This is a genomic window from Salinimicrobium sediminis (genome assembly GCF_900215295.1).
Classification (GTDB): Bacteria; Bacteroidota; Bacteroidia; order Flavobacteriales; family Flavobacteriaceae; genus Salinimicrobium; species Salinimicrobium sediminis.
In genome coordinates this window covers 283,263-307,428 of record NZ_OCMF01000002.1, presented here as the reverse complement: position 1 = coordinate 307,428, position 24,166 = coordinate 283,263, and the positions used below count along the sequence as shown (strand labels likewise).

18 protein-coding genes and 2 tRNA genes are annotated in these 24,166 nt (G+C 42.1%); 10 read left to right on the top strand and 10 right to left on the bottom strand.

Annotated features, from left to right (window positions below; genetic code table 11):
• The first annotated feature begins 127 nt into the window (after positions 1 to 127).
• Positions 128 to 1,402 carry a capsule assembly Wzi family protein gene (locus CRO16_RS09180; protein WP_245858966.1) on the top strand — a complete coding sequence of 425 codons (1,275 nt, stop codon included), beginning with the start codon at positions 128 to 130 and terminating at the stop codon, positions 1,400 to 1,402.
• A 52-nt stretch (positions 1,403 to 1,454) separates the two neighbouring features.
• Here the strand turns inward: CRO16_RS09180 and CRO16_RS09175 are convergent, their stop codons facing one another.
• Positions 1,455 to 3,101 carry an ABC1 kinase family protein gene (locus CRO16_RS09175; RefSeq protein ID WP_097056085.1) on the bottom strand — a complete coding sequence of 549 codons (1,647 nt, stop codon included), beginning with the start codon at positions 3,099 to 3,101 and terminating at the stop codon, positions 1,455 to 1,457.
• A gap of 338 nt (positions 3,102 to 3,439) precedes the next feature.
• Here CRO16_RS09175 and CRO16_RS09170 point away from each other — a divergent pair.
• From CRO16_RS09170 to CRO16_RS09155, 4 genes are all read left to right on the top strand, one after another.
• Positions 3,440 to 3,524, top strand: a tRNA-Ser gene (locus CRO16_RS09170).
• A gap of 116 nt (positions 3,525 to 3,640) precedes the next feature.
• Positions 3,641 to 3,715: transfer RNA gene (locus tag CRO16_RS09165), tRNA-Pro, on the top strand.
• Positions 3,716 to 4,592: 877 nt separating this feature from the next.
• Positions 4,593 to 4,985: a VOC family protein gene (locus CRO16_RS09160; RefSeq protein WP_097056084.1), complete on the top strand. Its 393-nt coding sequence runs from the start codon at positions 4,593 to 4,595 to the stop codon at positions 4,983 to 4,985.
• Between the two features lie 237 nt (positions 4,986 to 5,222).
• Entirely contained in the window at positions 5,223 to 6,047 is an 825-nt protein-coding gene (locus tag CRO16_RS09155) for a glycosyltransferase family 2 protein (RefSeq protein ID WP_179670517.1), read from the top strand.
• Between the two features lie 9 nt (positions 6,048 to 6,056).
• Here the strand turns inward: CRO16_RS09155 and CRO16_RS09150 are convergent, their stop codons facing one another.
• From CRO16_RS09150 to tsaD, 6 genes are read right to left on the bottom strand one after another with little or no spacing between them, the layout of a single operon-like run.
• A complete protein-coding gene (locus tag CRO16_RS09150; RefSeq protein ID WP_097056082.1) occupies positions 6,057 to 7,229 on the bottom strand; it encodes a THUMP-like domain-containing protein in 1,173 nt (390 codons plus the stop codon).
• Position 7,230: 1 nt separating this feature from the next.
• On the bottom strand, positions 7,231 to 8,319 hold the full coding sequence (locus CRO16_RS09145) for an AI-2E family transporter (protein WP_097056081.1): 1,089 nt from the start codon (positions 8,317 to 8,319) through the stop codon (positions 7,231 to 7,233).
• Between the two features lie 19 nt (positions 8,320 to 8,338).
• Positions 8,339 to 8,851, bottom strand: coding sequence for a TrmH family RNA methyltransferase (locus tag CRO16_RS09140; protein ID WP_097056080.1), 513 nt, complete (start codon positions 8,849 to 8,851; stop codon positions 8,339 to 8,341).
• Positions 8,851 to 9,495, bottom strand: a complete 645-nt coding sequence (locus CRO16_RS09135) for a DUF4159 domain-containing protein (protein WP_097056079.1) — start codon at positions 9,493 to 9,495, stop codon at positions 8,851 to 8,853. The genes CRO16_RS09140 and CRO16_RS09135 overlap by 1 nt, the downstream gene beginning before the upstream one ends.
• A 20-nt stretch (positions 9,496 to 9,515) precedes the next feature.
• Positions 9,516 to 10,229 (bottom strand): 16S rRNA (uracil(1498)-N(3))-methyltransferase, encoded by a 714-nt coding sequence (locus tag CRO16_RS09130; protein ID WP_097056078.1) that lies wholly within the window; start codon positions 10,227 to 10,229, stop codon positions 9,516 to 9,518.
• A 3-nt stretch (positions 10,230 to 10,232) separates the two neighbouring features.
• The gene (gene tsaD / locus CRO16_RS09125; RefSeq protein WP_097056077.1) at positions 10,233 to 11,255 is read right to left on the bottom strand and encodes a tRNA (adenosine(37)-N6)-threonylcarbamoyltransferase complex transferase subunit TsaD; all 1,023 of its coding nucleotides are present in this window, start codon (positions 11,253 to 11,255) and stop codon (positions 10,233 to 10,235) included.
• Positions 11,256 to 11,381: 126 nt separating this feature from the next.
• Between tsaD and CRO16_RS09120 the strand changes: the two genes are divergently transcribed.
• On the top strand, positions 11,382 to 15,767 hold the full coding sequence (locus CRO16_RS09120) for a translocation/assembly module TamB domain-containing protein (RefSeq protein ID WP_245858964.1): 4,386 nt from the start codon (positions 11,382 to 11,384) through the stop codon (positions 15,765 to 15,767).
• A gap of 138 nt (positions 15,768 to 15,905) precedes the next feature.
• Here the strand turns inward: CRO16_RS09120 and CRO16_RS09115 are convergent, their stop codons facing one another.
• Together CRO16_RS09115 and CRO16_RS09110 are read right to left on the bottom strand one after the other, a co-directional pair.
• Complete coding sequence (locus tag CRO16_RS09115) at positions 15,906 to 16,286, bottom strand: Rid family detoxifying hydrolase (protein WP_097056075.1); 381 nt, start codon at positions 16,284 to 16,286, stop codon at positions 15,906 to 15,908.
• 11 nt (positions 16,287 to 16,297) lie between these two features.
• Positions 16,298 to 18,958, bottom strand: coding sequence for a putative LPS assembly protein LptD (locus tag CRO16_RS09110; protein WP_102016843.1), 2,661 nt, complete (start codon positions 18,956 to 18,958; stop codon positions 16,298 to 16,300).
• 168 nt (positions 18,959 to 19,126) lie between these two features.
• On the opposite strand from CRO16_RS09110, the gene CRO16_RS09105 reads away from it, so the two are divergent.
• The 4 genes from CRO16_RS09105 to CRO16_RS09090 are packed head-to-tail and all read left to right on the top strand — an operon-like array spanning position 19,127 to position 23,445.
• On the top strand, positions 19,127 to 20,245 hold the full coding sequence (locus tag CRO16_RS09105; RefSeq protein ID WP_097056444.1) for an N-acetylmuramoyl-L-alanine amidase family protein: 1,119 nt from the start codon (positions 19,127 to 19,129) through the stop codon (positions 20,243 to 20,245).
• A gap of 54 nt (positions 20,246 to 20,299) precedes the next feature.
• Positions 20,300 to 21,250 (top strand): MlaD family protein, encoded by a 951-nt coding sequence (locus CRO16_RS09100; RefSeq protein ID WP_097056073.1) that lies wholly within the window; start codon positions 20,300 to 20,302, stop codon positions 21,248 to 21,250.
• Positions 21,251 to 21,259: 9 nt separating this feature from the next.
• Positions 21,260 to 22,612 carry a (Fe-S)-binding protein gene (locus tag CRO16_RS09095; RefSeq protein ID WP_097056072.1) on the top strand — a complete coding sequence of 451 codons (1,353 nt, stop codon included), beginning with the start codon at positions 21,260 to 21,262 and terminating at the stop codon, positions 22,610 to 22,612.
• Positions 22,613 to 22,653: 41 nt separating this feature from the next.
• The gene (locus CRO16_RS09090) at positions 22,654 to 23,445 is read left to right on the top strand and encodes a (Fe-S)-binding protein (RefSeq protein WP_097056071.1); all 792 of its coding nucleotides are present in this window, start codon (positions 22,654 to 22,656) and stop codon (positions 23,443 to 23,445) included.
• 154 nt (positions 23,446 to 23,599) lie between these two features.
• On the opposite strand, the gene CRO16_RS09085 is transcribed toward CRO16_RS09090, so the two are convergent.
• On the bottom strand, positions 23,600 to 24,124 hold the full coding sequence (locus CRO16_RS09085) for a hypothetical protein (protein WP_097056070.1): 525 nt from the start codon (positions 24,122 to 24,124) through the stop codon (positions 23,600 to 23,602).
• Positions 24,125 to 24,166 lie beyond the last annotated feature (42 nt).

Here is a 24,166-nt window from a genome sequence, read left to right as displayed (position 1 = left end):
ACAGCGTATTGAGCTTTAATATAAGAATGCTACTTTTGCTGCACAAATCTAGAAGGTGATTAAGAAATTCCCCCTCATATTGTTACTATTCATTACAGTAACCTTTTCTCAGGAAATTAATTATAATGTGTCAGCTACTGCTCAGGGAATAATTTATTCAGGGGAGGAGAATCCGTTTTGGATGCATTCAAATCAGCGGGGAAGGATTGATGAAAAATCAAATCTTAGTTCCTGGATCAATGGCACAGGAACATATGAATTCCGCTACGGTGGGATTTTAAAGGCAGGCCTCGGAATACTCTATCATGATGGGTACTCAAATGATGTTCAGCTTGACGAATATTTTGTAAGTTATGAAAACAAATGGTTTGAAGCTTACGCCGGAAGAAAACAGAAGCAGGAATTTTTTAGCGGAATTAGTGCCACCAATGAGAATGTGCTATGGTCACTTAATTCCAGACCGGTCCCCGGGGTAAGTTTCAACACTAAACCTATTATGCTTTTTGAACGGGCGGGGATAGGTTTTAAAGCTTCCTGGGAGGAATTTTTCTCTGACGAAAAAGATAGATATATCCAAAAACCCCGAATTCACCACAAAAGTTTTCACCTTATTTTTAACGGAATAAGGAACGTGGAATTGATTGCTGGAGGGCATCATTATGTACAATGGGCAGGAAAATCATCTGAGTACGGAGAATTACCTTCCGGTTTTGAGGATTATCTGAAAGTCATTACAGGAGGAAGTATTATTGGAGGAGATGGCTTTGTAGGAGAGCAGGAAGTGAACGGACTTGGAAATCACCTCGGGGGGTACGAAGTTCAACTAAACACCTCTTTTGCAAACTATGACCTGTCGCTGGTCTATAATACCATTTTTGAAGATTTCTCCGGAATAAAGTTGCGGAATACTCCCGATGGCCGATACGGGATCCATATAAAGGATCAGCAGCCGGAGAAATGGGTGCAGGCTATCATGTACGAATATTATTTCACCCGAAACCAAAGTAAAAACTACCCTACTACAGACGGAAAGGATAATTATTTTAATAACCACCTCTATCGCTCAGGGTGGACTTACGAAAACAGGATCATCGGTCTACCATTTATTCTTCTTGATGAGGACCGGTTTAGAGTGGCTCATAACAACATTGTCGCTCATCATCTTGGCTTGACCGGAAATGCATTTTACATTTATCCTTATAAACTTCTCGCCAGTTATCGAGCTAACTATGGAGCTAAGGCCGGTACTTCTAAACCTATAGAAAGGATCATTTCCACTTATTTGGATGTGAACGTATGGCAGGAGTTCGTCAATGTTAATCTTCAGATAGGGGCAGACATTAATTCCGAAGAATCCTCTAATGTAGGGATCGGCCTAAAGGTTCAAAAAAGCTTTTTTTAAATGTCTATAGTCTAGTCTCTAGTCTCTAGGCTCTAGAATTTTTCTGAACAAACTATTCATCCTTAAACAAGATCGTATAGCTCAAATAAATACCTGCTACGGCGGCCAGCATGAAAAATATGATTGCCAGCCCCGGGTATCCAAAAATGGTAAAAGGCGAGGGGACACTCATTAGCATTGCAGCTCCCATGATCATAGCCGCGATGATCAATCCCAGGGTGATCCTGTTTGCCACTTTTTGAAAACCGTCGGTAAATCTTTTTTCATCTATAGCATCGATCTGCAGTCGGAAATTGTTCCTGGCCAGATTTTCTGTGATCTTGTCCAAACGGTCGGGAAGGTTTTCCACCAGTTTTTTTGAATCCAGTAACACCGAAAATATCTCTTCCGGCTTCAGTTCATTCACCATTTTATTCTGAAGCAATTTGCTCATGTACTTTCTTACCGCTTCCCTCAGATCGTACTCAGGTGCTAAAAATGCAATAATTTGATCCATGTTCAGGAGGATCTTTCCGAGGATATTTACCTCCACAGGAAGATGGATTCCGTTCATAGCTGCACTGCGGTTCATTTGGATAAGGAGCTTTCCGGTTTGCATGTCTTTGGCGGTGCTGTTACTGCTTTCCTGCACCATGATGCTAATTTCCCTCCTGAATTCCTTCTCGGTTACGTGGTCGGTGAGATCACTCATGTTCAGCAGAATATCAGCGATCTCTTCTCCATCATTCTTGCTAAGGCCCAGAAGCAGCCTAAGCAGGTGTTCTTTCATCTGTTTCGAAAACTGCGCCACCATACCAAGATCCATAAGCGCGATCTTCTCATTCTCGAGCAAATGAATATTTCCCGGATGTGGATCTGCATGAACAAACCCATCAGAAACGATCTGTTTTAAATAGGCTTCAATGAGTTCGTCAACCAGGGGGAGATAATCATTTTCCGTTTTTTTAAGAGGGGAAACACTGGTGATCTTTTTCCCTTTTACGTACTCCATGGTTAACACGCGGGAAGTAGTATAGTCGGGAATTGGTTGCGGAACGATTAGCCTCCTGTAATCCTTTAGATTTATACCCAAAGTAACCAGGTTATTTGCCTCCCGTAGATAATCCAACTCATGTAGCATGATGCGTCTTAGCTCGGCCAGCACGTCATTAAAACCATATTTTTTCCCGACTTCTGTATGTTTCACTGCCAGGTCTGCCATTTCTTCCAGGGTGTCCAGGTCATCCATAAATTTCTTCCTGATGCCGGGTCGCTGCACTTTAACAGCTACAGTTTTTCCTGAGCGGAGTTCAGCCAAATGCACCTGGCCAATAGAAGCACTTGCCAAAGGTTCTTCTTCAAAGGAATTAAATGATTTAGAAATTTTTATGCCTAGTTCATTTTCAATGATCTCCTGTACTTTCGCATAAGGAATGGTGGGTAGGTCATCCTGAAGCGAACTAAGTGCCTCTAAATACCTGTCAGGTAGCAAATCGGGGCGCGTGGATAAAAGTTGCCCTAATTTGATATAGGTGGGTCCCATTTGTTTTAGGTCTTCCACCAGTTCTTCCGGGGTTTGTTCGTAATCCTGAAAGGAACGTGCCGTTTCTTCATCCATGGCATTAGAAGCAGTCTCATTTAGGAGATCGCTGTTCCAGTACTTGAGCATAAAGCTCAAAAATTTTTGATAGCGGGCTAAATTTTCGGGGAGGATTGACATAAGTCGATGGTTAAAATTTTGTTCTAAAGTAAGTTTACTCTGAATAACATTCGGGCTTAGAAGCTATATTTTATAATTCCTCTTAAAAATATGATTTAAATACAGTGTTTCATTAGCTTTTTCAATATTTTAACTGAAGATATACGGGATAGCTGTAATGAGGATTTAATAGTGATGATTTCCATCCCTCGGATTTTCTAAATTTTTAAAAACCTGAAAAGAAATGCTTTAGAAAAAAGCAAGTCGGGGAAGCTTAAAAAAGCATAAAAAGGTTTGCAGAAATGTATCTGAACACATACATTTGCAACCGCAAAATATTTGCAAGTTCATTACAATAAGGAGAGTTGCCAGAGTGGTTAATGGAGCAGTTTGCTAAACTGTCGACGAGCAATTGTCGCGTGAGTTCGAATCTCACACTCTCCGCTGAATAGTTCAAAGTTCTTGGTTTCAGGTTTAAGGTTCTGGTCATACGAATCTTGAAATTATGACAACCTGGAACATTAAACCTTAAACTTTGAATTAAGAGCGAAGCTCTTACTCGGGGTGTAGCGTAGCCCGGTTATCGCGCCTGCTTTGGGAGCAGGAGGCCGCAGGTTCGAATCCTGCCACCCCGACAAAATAAAGCCTTGCACGTTAGTGCAGGGCTTTTTTGTTGGACCAAGGCCAAAGCTTGCTTTGAAGCCGCCGGGCCAACAAAAAAGACCGTGCAGGCGCCAGCCTGCAGGCTTTGTTTTAGTCCCACCCCCACAGGCTCACCGACCGCAGGGAGGTAATCCTGTGGGTAGTAATGCGAAGTTAGAAGTACGAAGGTAGAATTACGAAGTGGCAAGTATTAATTGTCAAGGCTAAAGCTTGCTTTGAAGCCGCAGGGACAACAAAAAAAAACCGGCAGGCGCCAGCCTGCTGGGCTTTGTTTTAGTTTCACCCCCAGGGGATCACCGACCGCAGGGAGGTAATCCTGTGGGTAGTAATGCGAAGTTAGAAATACGAAGGTAGAATTACGAAGTGGCAAGTATTAATTGCCAAGGCCAAAGCTTGCTTTGAAGCCGCGGGGCCAACAAAAAAGACCGTGCAGGCGCCAGCCTGCAGAGTTTTGTTTTAGTCCCACCCCCACAGGCTCACCGAGCGCAGGGAGGTAATCCTGAAGGTACAAGTACAAAGCTAGAAATACAAAAAATCTCAAGCTAAAGCTAAATTTATAACTACTTGATCTGAACGGAATAACAAAAAAGACCGTGCAGGCGTCAGCCTGCAGGCTTTGTTTTAGTCCCACCCCCACGGATCACCGACCGAAGGGAGATAATCCTGAAAGTGAAACAGAAGTTAGAACATCAATTCTTTAACAGGTTTTTTTTTCTCCATTCCTTGCCTCTTTATTCGGATAATGTATTGTTAATCAAATTTTTATAATTAATTTATGTAGCCATTTCATCTATCCAAACCGCTAACCGACTATTTTTGTATAGGTGTTTAACTTCAGAAATATAGTATATGAAATCAAAAAATCCCGTGGTTTGGTTTGAAATTTATGTTGACGACCTTAATCGAGCAAAGAAGTTTTATGAACAGGTACTGCAGGTAAAATTAAGTGAGCTTCCTTCGTCTAATGAGAGCAAGGATGAACTGACAATGTTAGCTTTTCCAATGGAGATGGATGATGAAGGAGCGAGTGGAGCACTGGTAAAAATGCCGGGAGTTGGTGCAGGTGGAAATTCTACAATAATTTATTTCAGGAGTGAAGATTGTGCTGTGGAGGAAAAAAGAATTCCGGATGCCGGAGGAAAAATTTTCAAACCAAAGATGTCAATCGGGGAATATGGTTTTATTGTCCTGGCTTATGATACAGAAGGTAATATGTTTGGAGTTCATTCCCCGGCTAAATAGGATAATTATTTAGTCATTAAGTCAATTCCTGCCAAAGGATTTGTAAGAACAGGAACTTAAATGTAACTGCGTTTAAATTCCTATGGTTTTCCCGAATTGTTCCCCAACCGGAAACCAGGAAGCAATAAAGAATGATGGAAGTTGATATCCATCTTTTTATAGCCTTTCTCCCTAATTCGTCCCCTGGATAGGAAGAATGTTCCTGTTATTTTTCTATTTTTAAACAAAATCACTTTTTTGGATCAGGAACCAATATATCAATCAAGATTTGATGCGCTTAAATGTTGCGTAATCATTCCTACATATAATAATCACGCTACAATTTCCAGGGTATTATCAGATGTACTGCGGTATACCCGCAACATTATTGTAGTCAATGATGGTTCTACAGATGCTACAGCCCAAATTCTCAATAGTTTTCAGGATGTGGAAGTTCTGCATATTCCGAAAAATAAAGGCAAGGGAAATGCTTTAAAAACAGGATTTAAAACTGCGCAGAACCTTGGGTTTGATTATGGGATCTCAATGGATTCAGACGGACAGCATTTTCCCGATGATCTCCATGTTTTTCTCGAGACCCTGGAACAACACCTGCCGCAGCAGCCGGATCTTCTTATTATTGGCGCCCGAAAAATGGATGATCCCAGCGTGCCCAATAAAAGCAATATCGGAAACAGGTTTTCCACCCTTACCTTTTGGCTCGAAACAGGAATTAAGTTAACCGACACTCAATGCGGCTACAGGCTTTATCCTCTTAAAGCTGTAAATAACCTCAGGCTCTTTACCTCCCGGTTTGAGCTCGAAATTGAAGTCATTGTAAAAGCGGCCTGGGAAGGCGTGAAGGTGATGAATATGCCCGTAAAGGTGCTTTATGACCCCGAGGAGCGTGTGACCCACTTCAAACCATGGCAGGATGTGGCAAGAATTACTCTTCTAAATATTTATTTTGTGGTCGTTGGGGCGCTCTATATCGCTCCACGCAATCTGCTTCGAAAGCTTAGCTCCAAAAAGCAGCCAATCGAAAAACCTTCTTTTTCTGAAAAAGAAATGCCTCTGGAATAATTTTTAATTTTACGCTTTTTGACAAACCAGCACTACCTTTTCTTCAGATTTTAGGGTAGTGAAAAATAAATATTGATCTCCACCCTCTCTTATTTTTAGCTGTTTCCGGAGGTTTGCCACTGTTTCGGGAAAATTGCGGACGCTAATATTTGCCTTTTCTGAAAGCTCCTTTTTCAACAGTTTTTTTCTGAAAGGCAGCACTTTTTCAATCCTGAATCTCCTTCCGGGGAAATCCAGCAGTTCTGAAGAAGTAAATAGCTGTGAATTAGGATGTAATTTACTCAAACGGAAGTGATAACCTAAAACAGCAAACAATCCGCTTTTCATGATGGCGGCGTTAGGTTCGTATAGGAATTCCTGCGGCTCCTCGTACTGTTCCACATGATCATCTCCAAAATTGGCTTCAAATTCCTGTTTTTCCTGCTTCTGAAAATTAACGGTTTTCAACCTGATTGCTGCTGAAGGTTGTGAACCAATGATCCACAGGAGTTCTTTGACATCATTTTCAACCGCAATGATATGGATCTCGTGCACATTCTTCAATTCCTGCAATCCGGCTGAAAGGTCCAGGAGGGGAGATGTCTTGATCATGATATTTTTAGCCTTCTCCTGAAGCAGATCAAGATTATCCGGAACATTTGGCAGGCAATCGCTTAGAAAAAACACGCGGCCGCCGGCATCATCTCGGCGGGAGGGATCGAGGTAAATCCAGTCAAATTTTTCTGAAGTGTTTTCCAGGAATGCCAATCCATCTCCGGTTTCAGAAATGACATTTTTGGAACCTAAAATTCCAAAGTTATGGGCGGCGATTTCCTGCAGCTCTTTATTCAGTTCCAGGTGATGCACCTTTTTCATCCTTTTGGAGAAGAAATAGGAATCGATTCCGAAGCCCCCGGTAAGATCAGCCAAAGTATTTCCTGAAACAAGTGAAGCCTTATATACTGCGGTGATTTCCGAAGAGGTTTGCTCCAGATTAAGATTCGGCGGATAAACAATTCCGCGGTGAGTGAACCAGGTGGGGAGTTTTTTTTCGGCCTTTTTTTTACCGCTTAGCTGAACCAGGAGTTCCTGGGTGGAAATGCCCTCAAAAGGACTGCCCTGAAATGCCATTTTTGACACCTCTTCCTTATACCGGCTCTCAATAAAATCCTGAACCTCTTTATTTAGAAGTTTCCGGTTCAAACTAGAGGTCGCGGGTTAAGCGTTTTACGATCTTGTATTCACTCAAAGATTCTTTGGCAATAACTTTAATCGCCGTGTAAAAAGGCACTGCGACTACCATTCCCAGGATTCCGGAGGTGAGGCCGGCAATGAGGATAACCAGGAAGATCTCCAGCGGATGCGATCGTACACTGGCCCCAAAAATGAGCGGCTGATTGATAAAATTATCGATCAACTGACAAATAAGATAACCTGCCATCACGTAAATAAGCTGCGGAAGGATGATCGTCTGGAAATCGGCTCCAAGGTTACTGGAAATTACGAAAAGTGACACCAGAATTCCGGCAATAATAGGGCCGAGATATGGTACAATATTTAAAAAAGCACAAATAAAGGCGATCGCTATTGGATTATTGATCTCGTAGATCGACAATAAAATACTGTATAATATAAACAACACTGTGATTTGCATAGTTAAGCCCACAAAGTACCGTGATAGCAAGACCTTGATCTTATTGAATACCCGTTGAAATTTATCTTCATGACCTTTATTCGCAAAGACTAATATACTATTCAGCATCAATTTGCTGTCTTTAAGGAAAAAGAAGGATATGAAGATCACTGAAAACACAGCGATCACTCCGGCTCCCAAAATTCCAAAGAAATTATTGAGATACTGCGGAATGGTAGTAATATCAAAATTCCGGATAAATTCTGTTTGTTTGATCCCTTCAATGATATCGATCTCTTCAACTCCTAAATAGTTATTGATCTGGTTATTTAATTCATTTAGATCGCGGGTAAAGGCATCCATATCTATCTGCCCCAGGTTCTTGCTTTGTTCCACTACAATCGGAATAAAGATAGTGATCAAGCCAATAAAACTGCTTAAGACCAGTAGCAGTACAAGGACCACTGCGACTTTATTCGGGATCTTTAAATGGTTGCGAAGGAAAATCACTACAGGCCGTCCAACAAGGGAAATTACGCCCGCCACAGCAATATACACCAATACTGACTGAATGAGATACAGGAAATAAAGGAGAAAGGCTACTCCCAATAGAATGGCAATAGCCCGAAGGATTCCGTAGGAAAGCTCTTTTTCGTTCACGAAGTAAATATATTATTTCTCACCGAACTGGCTGCAGGCTTTTTGTTATTTCAAATAAAGCTATAGCAGCGGCATGCGTAACGTTCATACTGCTGTTCTTGCCAAACATGTTGATGTGCAGCATTTTATCGGCTAACTTCAAAATTTTATCCTGGATCCCGGAATTTTCATTTCCAAGCACCAAAGCAATTTTCTGAAAGCTGCTATAATTCACTTCTTCTACAGCCTCACTTCCTGCCGCGATCTCCAGGGCAAGCAGAGTATAGCCTGAATTTTTCAAATCTTTACAGACAGCTTCTGCAATTTCATGCTCTTCAAAAATGACATTTTTGATGGTGGATCTTGCAGTGCGTTTGAGCCTGTTGCTCTGGAGATCTACTTCAATACCACAAAAGATTATTTTTTCAATATTAAAAGCATCTGCAAGCCGAAAGAGGCTGCCGATATTTGCCGGACTTGAAATGCCATCCAGCACCAGGACCAGCGGAAACTTCTTTTCCTCAAAATTAGTGGTGTCGTGAGTTTTCTGCATCAATTCGAGAAGGCATATTTGATAATGTTCGCTCCCATTTGCAATGCCTTTAGCCTTACTTCTTCGGGGTCATTATGCACCTGTTGATCTTCCCAACCGTCGCCCAGATCACTTTCATAAGTGAACAGACATAGAAGTCTTCCGTTGTCAAAAATACCGAAAGCCTGTGGCCGCAATCCGTCGTGTTCGTGGATCTTTGGCAGCCCCGAGGGAAAGCTATATGCTGCGGAAAAAATGGGATGAGAGGCCGGGAGCTCCTCGAGTTCCTTATCAGGAAAAACCTTTTTAAGTTCTCTCCTAATGAATTCATTCATTCCATAGTTGTCATCGATGTGTAGAAATCCGCCGCCAAGTAAGTACTCCCGAAGGTTCTGAGCATCTTCCTCGCTAAAAAAGACATTTCCGTGGCCTGTCATATGCAGAAAAGGATACTGAAAAATATCTGTACTGCCTGTCTCCACCGTTTGAGGTTGAGGATCGATTGCAGTTTTGATGTTCTGATTGGAAAATTTAATGAGGTTGGGTAAAGCTGTAGGATTACTGTACCAGTCGCCGCCTCCCTGGTATTTTAAAATGGCAATTTGCTGAGCGTTCACAGTTGCTGCAAAAACCAAACACAGAATTATGGCCGCAATATTTTTCATGTGTCTAAAATAGCAAAAATTTATTCCTGTTCGTTGATCAAAGCTACTGTATGGCAGGCGACTATAGCAGCAGTTTCAGTGCGTAACCTGCTGTTTCCAAGGCTCACCGGCAGCCAGCCGGCAGCTGTTGCCTTTTTGATCTCTTCGGAAGAGAAATCTCCTTCAGGTCCAATTAATACAGTCGTTGAAATGCCTTTTTTGACACTTCCGGAAAGCAGTTTCCTCGGTTTGTCTTCCTCGCAATGAGCAATGAATTTTTCGCCTGAGATCTCCTGTTGCAGAAATTCTGTTAAATTCACGGGTTCATTGAGAATGGGCATTCTGCTATGCAAAGATTGCTTAAGGGCGCTTTGAATAACTCTTTGGAATCTTTCAGTTTTTACAACTTTTCTTTCGCTATGGTCGCAAATTACGGGAGTGATCTCCTGTATTCCTATTTCAGTAGCTTTTTCAAGGAACCACTCATAACGATCATTCATCTTTGTAGGAGCTACAGCAAGGTGGAGATAGTAAGGAGGTGGAAGCTCTTTTTCAGAAGAAATGATTTTAGCACTACAGTTGTTCTGATCGGCCAGAGTAATTTCGGTTTCGAAGATCCATCCCTTTCCGTTAGTGAGGTGCAGGGAATCGCCTTCCTTTTTCCGAAGCACTTTTACAATATGTTTGCTCTCCTCCCGTGAAAAGCGGACTTCCTTATCATTTTCTGAAACTTCAGGATGAAAGAATAATTGCATAGCTTACATTTTGATTCTGGCTTTCGCAGTTACCCCCATATCGGCAAAATCTTCAGAAATATATTTGTAGTGTCCGGCAATGGCGATCATTGCAGCATTATCTGTAGTATATTCAAATTTGGGAACGAAAGTTTTCCAGTGGTATTTTGTTTCAGCTTCCTTCAAGGTCTGCCTGATTCCGCTATTTGCTGAAACTCCGCCGGCAATGGCAATCTGTTTAATTCCCGTTTGCTTTACGGCTTTTTTCAGCTTATCCATCAGGACCCCGATGATGGTATGTTGAATAGATGCGCAGATGTCCTCAATATTATCCTCAATGAACTTCGGATCTTCCTTTACTTGTTTCTGAATGAAATACAGAATGGAAGTTTTCAATCCGCTAAAACTGAAGTTCAGGCCTTCCACTTTGGGCTTCGGAAATGGAAAAGCTTTGGGATCGCCTTTTTGAGCATATTTGTCGACCAAAGGTCCGCCGGGATAGGGAAGACCGAGAATTTTGGCACTTTTGTCAAAGGCTTCTCCCACGGCATCATCCAGGGTTTCACCTATCACTTCCATTTCGAAATAGTTGGTCACTTTCACGATCTGGGTATGCCCGCCGCTAATCGTAAGTGCCAAAAAGGGGAAGTGCGGCTTTTCAAATTCTTTTTCCTCTATAAAATGTGCAAGGATATGTGCCTGCATATGATTTACATCCAAAAGCGGAATCTTCAAACCCAGAGAAAGGGACTTGGCAAAGGAGGTGCCTACTAGCAAAGATCCCATGAGCCCGGGACCTCTGGTAAAAGCAATGGCCGAAAGCTCATTCTTGGATATTCCGGCGCGGGAAAGCGCTTCATGGATCACCGGAACAATGTTTTGTTGATGGGCTCTGGAAGCGAGTTCGGGCACCACGCCGCCGTATTTTTGATGGATCTCCTGGGTGGCGACAACATTAGATAAAATTCGGCCGTTATGTAAAACCGCTGCGGCCGTATCGTCACAGGAAGATTCGATCCCGAGAATGAAAATATTTTGTGGAGGCATCCTTAGTAATTAGGCCTGAAAATTGTTAATATTGTTCGCAAAGTTATAACATAAAAATCTATCAAAAAATTCTGGAAAATACTAGGTAAAACGCTGCTCGCCCTGCTGCTGCTTTTCATCATTTTGTTGATCGTATTTTCTATTCCTACCGTCCAGACTTTTGTAGCCCGAAAAATTACAGATTCCCTTAAAGAATCTAAAGATGTTGATATTAGGATTGGTCGGGTAGGGCTTACCTACAGCGGAAAACTGAATCTTGAGGAAGTCCTGGTGCTTGATCATCACATGGACACTCTTATTTATGCTGAAAATATTAAAACTTCGGCCACCAGTCTTTCCAGTATTTATAACAATAATCCCACCCTGGGAAGTACAACCGCCCGCGACCTTCATATGTATATGAAGGTATATGAAGGGGAGGAGCGGGATAACCTGAATGTTTTTTTAAACAAACTAAAGTCTCAGAAGAAAAAAGAGTCTAAACCATTTCTTTTGGAGATCACTCAACTGGAAGTGCTGGACGGGCGTTATAGCTATATTAACCACAATCTAAGCTCTCCGGAGGTTGTGGTACTCGAAGACCTCAATATCAACGCCAGTGACCTGCTGGTTGAAAATTCTGATGTTTATGTCAACATAGATAAATTATCCGGCTACGAAAGAAGAGGGATAAGGGTAGACGCGTTAAGTACAGATTTCACTTATACTTCCGAAGAAATGAGCCTTGAGGCTTTGAAAATTCAAACTCCGGAGTCTTCTGTAGATGCAGATATCAGCTTTGACATCACCAATGGGTTTGCAGGATTCATCAATAAGGTACCGGTGCGGGCAACGTTTAGGCCTTCTACCATCTCTACTAACGACCTGCAGCCATTTTATAATAACTTTGGAAGTGATCAGGAGATCAATTTTTCCACCAGCATGGAAGGGATCTTAAATGATTTTCGACTTTCCGATCTTGAAATGTTCGGTTTAGATCGCACCCGGCTTGAAGGCGACCTGCAGATAAAAAACTCTCTGTCTACAGAAGAAAATGAATTTTCACTGGATGGCAACATAAGTAATTTATCGACGAATTATTACGACCTGGTGAACCTGTTACCTGGACTGCTTAGGAACAAATTGCCTGAGCAGCTACGCGAATTTGGGAATGTACGACTGGTGGGAGATATTTTTGTTTCTGAAAATGCTTTAAGAACAAAATCCAAATTGTTCTCCCAACTTGGAACGGCAGATATTGACCTGCAAATGAGCGAATTCTCCGGGAGCGGGGCAACAGCTTATAAAGGCCGGCTTAAGGCAAACAACTTCAACGTTGGTAAGATCAGTAACGTGAACAGCATTGGAAATACCTCTTTTAATATCACTTTTGACGGAAGTGGATTTACAAAGGAAACTTTGAATACGCAGGTGCAGGGGAGCATTTCGAAATTTGTTTATAACAATTATACCTACAATAATCTCAAGGTGCGGGGAACTCTCAGGGCACCCGTCTTTAACGGAAATCTGATTTCTCTTGATCCCAATTTGAGGATGGAGTTCAACGGGCTTGCAGATTTTTCTGAAGGCACTAACGTGTACGATTTTGAAGCTTCTGTAGCTCACGCCGATCTTGCCACTTTGAACCTCGTAAGTAGGGATAGTATCTCCGTTTTTCAAGGAGATGTGATCATGAATATGCAGGGGACCAATTTGAATAACTTTGAAGGCCAGATCTATTTGCTCAACACCTCCTACAGGAATGAGAATGATATTTATCGTTTTAGAGACCTGGATATTACATCCTCTTTCGACGGACCTGTAAGAACTATTGAAATTCACTCACCCGATGTGATCAATGGAAAAGTGGAAGGGATCTTTGATATTACCGAAGTTCCTGCCCTGGTTGAAAATGCTGTAGGTAGCCTCTACGCCAACTATCGCCCCAATAAGATCACCACCAATCAATATCTCACATTTGACTTTGATATCTATAATAAAATCGTGGAAGTGTTCTATCCTGAGATCACTCTGGCGCCCAATACCTTCATTCGGGGAAGTGTAGAATCGGACGAATCTGAATTTAGATTGGCATTTCGTTCACCTCAAATCAATGCTTTCAATAACCTTTTTGAACAGGTTAATATTCAGGTAGATAACTCGAATCCACTTTTTAATACTTTCATAGAAATTGACAGCGTTGCTACCGGTTTTTACAATGTCAAAGATTTTAATCTCATTAACGTAACGCTGAATGATACTCTGTTCATTCGATCTGAATTTAAAGGCGGGCCGGTGAGTGATGATGAATTTAATTTAAACCTGTACCACACCATCAATGAAAACAATAATTCCGTAGTTGGCTTACAACGGTCAGATATTAAATTCAAGGAAAGCATCTGGTTCCTTAATGAAGAAAGTAATAGATCCAACCGGGTGATTTTTTCAGATGGATTCAATGATATAAGAGTGGATTCCCTGGTGTTGAGCCATCAGGATGAAGAGATAAGGCTGGCGGGTCAAATGCGGGATACTACTTATAAGGATTTTCAAATGGAATTTGAGAATGTAGACCTTTACAAGATTACGCCGGAGATCAACAGCCTTGCCATGGGCGGTATTGTAAACGGCTCCCTTAACCTGTTACAGCAAAACGGCGCTTATTATCCCAATACCTCTCTCACGATAAAAGATCTGACGGTTAATGACCAACTACTCGGGAATTTAAACCTGGATGTGATGGGGAACAGGGACCTGAGCTTGTACAATGTCAATACTACTCTTAAAAATTCAGGTCTGGAGTCGCTTTCTGCGATTGGGGAGATTTCGGTGGATGGGGAATCTCCGAGTATAGATCTTGAAGTTAACCTCCGGAATTTCAATCTGGCAGCATTTAGTCCGTTGGGTAAGGATGTGATCAGCAACATTCGGGGATTTGTTTCAGGAGATGCAGATGTTACCGGGGATTATCGCAATCCCGATATCGAAGGCCGCTTGTTTCTCAACCAGGCCGGCCTTAAGATCCCTTACCTCAATGTAGATCTGAAATTTGAAGAGGGAGCTGTGGTGAATCTAACCGAGCAGCAATTCAATTTTGATGAGATAACGGTAACTGACACCAAATTTAACACCACCGGAATTCTCGATGGTACCATATCCCATCGCAATTTTAGCCACTGGATTCTGGGTCTTAATATTTCTACAGACAGGCTTCTGGTCCTAAATACCGAATTTGATGATGAAGCCTTGTATTATGGAACTGCATTTATTGATGGGAATGCCTCCATCTACGGACCAACTTCTGAGCTGGTTATTGATGTAATGGGTGCAACCGAAAGAGGTACGGTGTTTAAAATTCCAATTAGTGATTCTGAAAGTATAGGAGATAATTCTTTTATCCACTTTTTAAGTCCCGAAGAAAAAGCGGCACGACTGGCAGGCGAAGAGATCGAATTTGAAGATGTAAAAGGGCTGGAGTTGAATTTTGATCTTGATGTCACCAATGATGCGCTCGTCGAACTCGATATCGACGGAAGCATTCTACGGGGTAGAGGGGCGGGGACGCTTTTGATCGAGATCAATACCCTCGGAAAATTCAATATGTGGGGTGACTTTATTGCAAATACGGGAGAATATATCTTTAATTATGGAGCCCTTCAAAAGCGGTTCGAAGTGCGGCCGGGGGGAAGCATCAACTGGAACGGAAACCCGGCACTGGCCGATATTAATATTAGTGCAGTTTATGAAGCTCACGCCAACCCGGCAATTATTCTCGACAATCCCGGGATAAGCCGAAGGATTCCCGTTGATGTGGTAATCAACCTGGAAGGCGGACTTTTGCAACCCGACATTTCCTTTGACCTGGAATATCCTAACGTTGCTTCTGCAGTACGTTCTGAACTGGAATACAAGATCGAAACCAGTACCAATACCGAGATCCAGGCATTTTCTCTGATTACCCTTGGGCAATTCTATACCGAAAATGTATTGGCGGGCAGCCCCGGAAGCTTGTGGGCAGGAAACCTTTTTGAAAGTGCTTCAGGATTTTTTAATAACCTGCTTTCTGATGATTCCGGCACTTTTCAGGTGGGACTCAATTATGAACAGGGAGTCCGTACTCCGGAGCAATCGATGGCGGATAGATTCGGGGTGACACTTTCCACCCAGATCAGTGAGCGCGTTCTTATCAACGGACAGGTGGGAGTGCCTGTGGGAGGGGTTACTGAGACAGTAATAGTCGGAAATCTGGAGATCGAATTCCTGCTGAACGAAGAAGGAAATTTGAGGGCGAAGATCTTTAACCGGGAAAATAATATTCAGTACCTGGGGGAAGAGTTAGGCTTTACGCAGGGAGTGGGATTATCTTATCAGGTAGATTTTGACACTTTTAAGGAACTGCTGCGCAAGATCGTAAATCAGGAAGTAAACACGGCAAATTTAAGACCTCAGACTTCTGAAGACGGAGAGAAGAAGGAAGAACAAAAAAGCCTCGCCCCGGCGTACATCAGGTTCCCGGGAAGCGAAGATTTTTAAAGGTTTAGGGAATAAAGTCAAAGGATCAATCATTATATCAGCGTTGGGAGAAAAAAGGAATTTCTGCCCCCTGATTACCGACTACTGAATACTATTAAAAAAAGAAATTTCTGACCACTGATCACCGATCACTGAACACTATTTTACTGCGATCATACTGATCTCAACATTCACAAACTTGGGAAGGTTTGCAACCTCTACGGTTTCCCTTGCAGGGGCAGTTGTTTCCTTGAAATATTTTGAATAGACAGCATTGATCTTTGCAAAATTGTTCATGTCGCTAATGAAAATAGAAGACTTGACCACATTTTCAAAACTCATTTCGGCGGCTCCTAAAATAGCTCTCAAGTTGCGCATTACCTGTTCTGTCTCATCTTCGATATTGTTCAGTTCCAATTCTCCCGATACGGGATTTATAGCGATCTGTCCCGAAATGTAAAGGGTGTTACCGCTTAAGACCGCCTGGTTGTATGGGCCTATGGGTGCCGGTGCATCTTTGGTTTGGATGATCTTTTTCATATTTTCAGGTTTTAAAGTTGTCGGTCGCGTTGTCTTCTCTTCTCGTATTTGATATCCCTTAGTAAGGCAGATTTAATTCCAATAAAGAAGTTCCATTGCTTATACACCCCAAAAGGTGTCCAGCTAAAGGTCATCCTCCAGCTATCCAGATCTCTTGCAAATCTCAGCTGGGTATGAGTAAAACCTGAATTTACGAAATCATATCCGGAAGAAGCACCTACGGTCCATTTTGGAGAAAATTCCACATCTCCTGAGAACATTAGGGAATGTGAAGAAATTTGATTTTGCCGTGCATTATTGGAGTAGTTCATAGTGTAGGCAAGCCTCAGATCCCATGGGATATCGAAATTGTACCAGCTGTTCTCATTCTCCTCGCCCTCCTCATTAGGCATATCTTCTTCCTTTTCATCATAGAAAGTGCCGTCAATGTCCATGTCCTTTCCGAAAAGATCATCTGGCCGACCACCATTTCTGAAGGTTTGATTTTCCAGTCGGTTCACATTTTCTTTCCCTCCCGAAAAATCCCTGCTGGAAAAAGAGTAACCAAAGCTCACGTTGGCATTGGTGAGTCTAAAAAGACTTCCTCCGTTATCGATATTCAATTTGTCTATTCGCCTGTTGCTATTGTTGAGCGCGTAGATATCCAGGTTGGTTCCGAAGTTAATGCTCAGCTTGTTCTGCACCACCGGAATACTTCCGCGGATGCTGATAGGGGAGAGCTTAAGGGAATCGCCAGCCACGTTATAAGAGGTGCTCACGTTAAGGTTGTTCAGTAGGGTTACTTTCCGCGGTTCTGCACCAACCGAATCCCGGACCTTCGCTTCAAAGGTGTTACTTAAAGACAATCCGATTGAGCTTGAAAAGATCTTTCCGGGCGGTCCGTAAAGTGTCCCCTGGAATCTGGAATATTCTACGACCCGCGGCTCACTTTCGCCATCGGTTTCAGGAATAAGATAAGAGTCGTAGTAATGTTCAAATCCCGGATTGATGTTATAACTAACAGAGGGTCGCAGCACATGCCGTATTGCCTGATATTTTCCGTCGCCGCTAAAAGTCTTGGTCCCGTAGATGGTGGTCCCTATGCTGGTATTAAAGTTATAGGTGCGATAGGAATCGAAGCCACTTACGGTGTCAATTACTTCAACCCGGGCATCTTCATCATAAGAGCGTTCAAAAGTTTTGAATACCCAGGCTTCGTTGTAATTGGTTCCCGCACTTACGCTCAAATAATTGAACAGCTTAAAGTTAGTGGTTAATGGAATGCTGTGTTGAGCGCCTAAAATGGCATTTTTAAACATCTCGGGTGTAAAGAAAAGGGAATCGGTAGTTTGAAACCTGTTCTCTCCTCTAAAATTATACTGGAAATTAATGTTCTCAATAATGCCCTTTTTGGCACCTATTTTTGGTTCGAAAGGATATACCCTTGCCATGCTTGCCTGCACAGTTGGCAGCGTCATGTTGATCTGTTGGGTATTGGTATTCTGGCTGTGAGTGGCGGCAACACTAAGGTTTACCTGCGGCTGAATATTAAAGGTCTTGGAATAGGAAACCGAAGAGCTTAAGGTGTTGGTAAGCCGGTTTCCGGTATTCATTTGGTTGGTAGATTCCTGGTAATAGGTGCTGCTTCCCAGGTTAACCGAAGCCGAAAATCTAGAGCTTGGATTTGCTTTAGGATCCTGAGAATGATTCCAGCGGATGTTGTAGATAGATGATTCCGAAAAATCAGGAAATCCTCGTTCGCTGTTGAACATCTTTTCATACCTGAAGCTTAAGTTTCCCCTAAACCTATACCGCAAAGCATAGGAAGATTCCATACGCAGACCATAACTTCCATTTGTATAGTAATCCCCGAGAACTGTAAGATCGGCATAATCGCTGATGGCAAAATAGTAACCTCCGTTCTGCAGGTAATATCCGCGGTTGTTGTCATCTCCAAAAGAAGGAATGATAAATCCTGATGTTTCCTCGTCGGTCATAGGGAAATACCCGAAAGGAAGTCCCAGGGGAGTTGGAACATCGGCAATATACATGTTTACCAGTCCCGAAACGATCTTTTTATCGGGAACGAATTTTATTCTTCGGGCGTAGAAATAATAATCGGGGTTTTCAAGATCTTCAGAAGTGGTGAATTTTACGTTCTTCATGTAATACACCGAATCATTCTCCCGCTTGGTGATCTGGCCTAAAACTTTAAATTCCCCCTGTTCGGTGCGGGAATTGAAAACCAGAGCGCGTTCTGTGTCAAAATTAAACCGGATGGAATCGGGCTTGACCACATTTGTCGCCTGTGTAAAAACGGGTTTTTGGGTATAGGTGCCGGCAGAATCAATGATTCCGTAGGCATACACTTCATTTCGTTCGTTATCCAAAATTATTCTTCCTGCCGTAATATTTATATCTCCGTAAGTAACTTCAGCATTATTATAAAGATAAAGCCTGTTTTCCCGCGGACTCAATCTCATATAATCTTCGGCAGTGTAAACCACCTGATCTGTAAGCACTTCTTTTTTAGGACGAACTGTATCTTGCGGAGTGATAGTAATGACGGGCACCGGTGCCTGTATAACGAGCGAGTCCTGAATGGGCCGCACTGGTTCCCGTTCAGCAGGAATGCGGATACCTTCCTTTGTTCCGATCTCCTGGGCTGAAATTTTCGCGGCTGAAAATAGCATAAAAATACAACAGGAAAGTATGTAAAGTATCTTTGTTCGCAATGCTGGTTATGCTATTTTTGTAAGGTGTGGCTTGTTTTTTGAAGTCTCAAAATTACATATATTTTTTAAGGTACCTTTTGAGTTAAACAAAAAATAATAAGCACCCTAATGAACCGTTACTTCAATATGAAAACGAACCTATTTACTGTTTTAATATTTTTATTTACAACTTCTTTAATCAATGCTGCTATTTGTGAAACCGATCCTCCTGTAAGCCAGTTTGTTGTGGTGCTTGATGCCGGACATGGTGGCCAGGATCCCGGGAACACCTGGAATGGCTTTATTGAAAAGAACATCGCGCTCAATATTGTGATGCAGGTTGGCGCTGAACTGGAGAAATTGCCAGATGTCAAAGTGATCTATACCCGCAAAAGCGATGTTTTTGTCACCCTTGCCGGGAGAGCCAATATAGCTAATAAAGCCAAAGCCGATCTTTTTATCTCTGTTCATATGAACGGCCATACATCGCAGGCGCAGGGAACCGAAACCTTTGTGTTAGGTTTGCACCGTAATGAGGATAACCTGGAGGTAGCGATGAGGGAAAACCAGGTAATTTTTCTGGAAGAAGATTACGAAGTAACCTATGATGGATTTGATCCAAATTCTCCTGAATCCTATATAGGCCTCACTTTAATGCAGGAAGAGTACCTTGAGCAAAGTATAATGTTAGCAGATTTCATACAAAAGAATTTTACGAACATCAACAAAAGAGTGGACAGGGGTGTAAAGCAAGCCGGTTTTCTTGTGCTGCGCCAAACTTATATGCCGAGTGTGCTGGTGGAAGCCGGTTTTCTCAGCAATAAATCTGAAGGTGCATATTTGAACAGTTCAAGTGGCCAGGCTGCGATCTCACAATCAATTGTAAAAGCTGTTAAAGATTACAAGAACTTTATCAATTTAGAACTTTTGGGAAGTCTTTCGGCCAACCCTCCTGTGGAACTTACTACTGAAACCGAGGAGCAACCCGTAGATATATATGAAGGGATCACCTTTAAGGTCCAGCTTGCAGCAACAGGGAAAAAGATCGAACCTGCTCCAAACAATTTTAAGGGATTAAGGGAGATCACCAGAAATAAGGAAGGCAAACTGTTTAAATATTATTTAGGAAATACCTCCAGTTATTCACAAATAAAGGACCTTCATGAAACAGCAAGGAGGAGTGGTTATCCCGATAGTTATATTGTGGCATTCCGCGGTAATGAAAAGATCAGCGTTAATGACGCGTTAAAAACAAAAACGAAATAGAACTTCTTTTCTATATTAATTTTATATTTGTCCTTAATCAAATAGAACATCTTTGTGAAATATACTAAAGAGGTAAAAACTGCTCTTTTGGCCATTGTCGCCATTCTTCTTTTCATTTTTGGTTATAGTTTTTTAAAAGGAAAAAACTGGTTCGATTCCAGCAGGACCTTTTATGCTATTTATAATGATGTTGAAGGTCTTTCTCCTTCATCTCCTGTAACCATTAATGGCCTTAAAGTGGGGAATGTTACAGCCATCAACTTTTTGGATACATCGGGCAGGCTTTTAGTTACCTTCACAGTAGATAACGAATTTCCTTTTTCTGAAGAAAGTATTGCTCAGGTTTATGGGGGTGGTCTTATTGGCGGAAAATCACTTGCAATTTTACCCGATTATGAAGCCGGAAAGGTGGCAAAATCCGGTGATACACTACCAAGTGCAATAGAAGAGGGTCTGCTGGAACTGGTAAATGAGCGTTTAACACCGCTTCAGGAAAAAGTGGAACGGGTGATCACGAGTACAGACTCTTTAGTAAATTCCTTTAATGAGGTAATGAATCCTGCCACCAGAAGGAATTTAAAGTTAAGCATTGAGAATCTTCAGGCTACAGTGGCTTCTTTAAGAAATTCTGCAAATTCTGTAGAGGGAGTGCTTTCCGAAAATACGCCAAAACTCAACAGCACCTTTACCAATCTGGATGAAATGGCTACTAACTTAAAGACATTTTCAGATACTCTTAATGAAATTGATATTAAAAAGGTCACTAATGATCTGGAGTCCACGGTTGCCAATCTCGAAGACATGAGTGAAAAACTCAATTCAGGAGACGGGACCATAGGAAAACTAATCAATGATCCTCAGGTATATAACAACCTGGAGCAGGCCACCAGGCAATTGGATGAGTTGATACAGGATGTGAAACTTAACCCTAAACGTTACGTTCATTTTTCTATCTTTGGGAAAAATCCGGGTCCATATTCGCCTCCGAAGGATTCACTTAAATAACCACCAACCATGCAAATCCTTGCACAAATCGCTTTTATCCTGGCTTTGGCCATTGGGATAGGCATTTTCGTACGCAACATCCGGAGAATGATCCGGAACATTAACCTGGGTCGTGAAATCGATCGAAATGATAATCCTGGAGAAAGGTGGGGCAAAATGGCGAAAATTGCCCTTGGGCAATATAAAATGGTGAGGCGACCTGTCTCGGGAATTATCCACGTGATCGTATATCTGGGATTTATTATTATCAATATTGAAGTCCTGGAGATCATCATCGACGGTATTTTTGGAACTCACCGGATTTTCGCTTTTGCGGGAGTCACTTATGGATTCCTTATAGGTGCTTTTGAGATCCTCGCGCTCCTGGTATTAGTGGGAGTGATCATCTTCTGGATAAGACGGAATGTTCTTAATATCTATAGATTCCGCGCCAGAGAACTTACAAGTTGGCCTAAAAATGACGCCAACTACATTCTCTATTTTGAGATGGTGCTTATGACCTTATTCCTGGTCATGAACGCGGCAGATTATCAACTACAGTTAAACGGAGCTAACCATTATGCTATGGTAGGTGGTGAAATTGCAGGAGCTTTTCCTGTAAGTGGCTGGCTTTTACCCCTTTTTGACGGGTTAACAGATTCTACCCTTATCATTATAGAAAGAACAGCCTGGTGGTTACATATCCTCGGAATCTTATTCTTCCTTAATTACCTTTATTACTCAAAGCATTTACATATTCTTTTGGCATTTCCGAACGTGTATTTTTCCAAAATCAAACCGAAGGCCGAATTTGATAATATCGACGCTGTTACAAAAGAGGTGAAATTAATGATGGATCCCGATGCCGATCCTTTTGCAACCCCTGCAGAAACTGAAGCTGAAGGAGAAGAAGGAGAACCTGAAAAATTTGGAGCATCAGATGTTTTTGACCTTAACAGGGTTCAATTGCTAAACGCATACACCTGTACAGAGTGTGGAAGATGTACAGACCAATGTCCGGCCAACAATACAGGAAAATTGCTTTCTCCCCGTAAGATCATGATGGATACCCGTGACCGTTTGGAAGAGGTAGGGGCGAACATCAATAAAAATGGAAAATTTGTTGATGACGGGAAACAATTGCTGGATGATTATATTCTAAGAGAGGAGTTGTGGGCATGTACTACTTGTCAAATGTGCATTGAAGCCTGTCCTGTAGGTATCGATCCTTTATCTATTATTGTAGAAATGAGAAGGTATCTTATGATGGAGCAAAGCGCAGGCCCTGCAGACCTCAATAATGCGATGACCAATATTGAAAATAATGGCGCACCCTGGCCTTATAATCAAATGGACAGGTTAAACTGGGCAAACGAAAATTAAATCAGGAATTCGGCCTTATTCAGGCTGCAACATATAATACAATGGCAGAAAATATACAAGTCCCAACGATGGCTCAATTTATGGCTGAAGGTAAAGCTCCCGAAGTACTTTTTTGGGTGGGTTGTATGGGAAGTTTTGACGATAGAGCTAAAAAGGTAACCAAGGCTTTTGTGAGGTTGTTGAATCGGGCAAATGTGGAATTTGCAGTATTGGGAACTGAAGAAAGCTGTACCGGAGATCCTGCAAAGCGCGCCGGAAATGAATTCCTTTACCAAATGCAGGCAGCAGGGAATATCGAGGTTTTAAACGGGTACGAAATTAAAAAGATCGTGACCACCTGTCCTCATTGCTTCAATATTATGAAAAACGAATATCCGGGGCTGGGCGGGAATTTCGAAGTGATGCACCACACAACCTTCTTAAAATCTTTACTTGACGAGGGGAGATTGACGGTAGAAGGCGGAAAATTTAAAGGCAAAAGGATCACATTCCACGATCCATGCTACCTGGGCCGCGGAAATGACATCTATGAAGCCCCACGTGATCTTTTGAGAAAACTGGAAGTTGAGCTGGTGGAGATGAAAAGGTGTAAAAAGGATGCCATGTGCTGTGGAGCCGGGGGAGCTCAGATGTTCAAAGAACCTGAACCCGGAAAAGAAGACGTCAATGTAGCCCGTACGGAACAGGCTATGGAGGTAAAACCCGAAGTGATTGCAGCAGGCTGTCCTTTTTGTAATACCATGATGACGGACGGTGTAAAAGCCAAAGATCAGGAGAAGAATATAGAAGTGATGGACGTGGCAGAAATGATCGCCAACGCTGAAGATCTGTAGCTTTAATTAATTTTTTATAGGTATTCCAGGCCTCGCAGGTTTTTAAAACCTTTGAGGTCTTTTTTTTGAGGTTGGTAAATGGAGGTTGTTTTCTGCAATTGAAAACTTCTTAGTGCCTACTCCATGTAAGCTCTAATCTCTTGATTCTGAAAAACTATTCCAGCTGCAACATTTCCTCATCTGGTAATTTGTTTTTTACCAGGTAAAGAATATCATCTTCAGTAAGGCCTTCTTCAATATAATCTCCCTGCTTTCCCAAAAAATAAGCGTACTTCTCAAGATTACTGGTGTAATTATTCTTTGCGGCGGGTTTTGATTTGTCTCCGTAACCTTTGAGGTATGCGATGACCACCTGATCATCGGAGATCTTAAGATGCTTCTGTTGGTTGTAAACGGCCAGGATGCCTAAAGCCTCTTCAATTCCTTCTGAAAGCATTTCTTTGTAAGAAGCACCTCCCGCACGTTGTATAGCCGGAGTATAATAGACATTAAGAGGTGCAGTTACAGTGTAATAGTAGGACTCCACCCGGTTAACAAGATCGTCCCATATACTGCCAATCTCGACATGGATCTGTTTCTCCTCCCGGAGCCAATCTGCCAGCTCATGCAAACTGCTGCCCGGTTTTTTGAAGCCCAGTTTTCTGGAAGATTTTAGAATTTGATCTTCTTGCTTATTCATATCACAAATTTAACATGGGAAAATCAGGATGTTTATGATTTT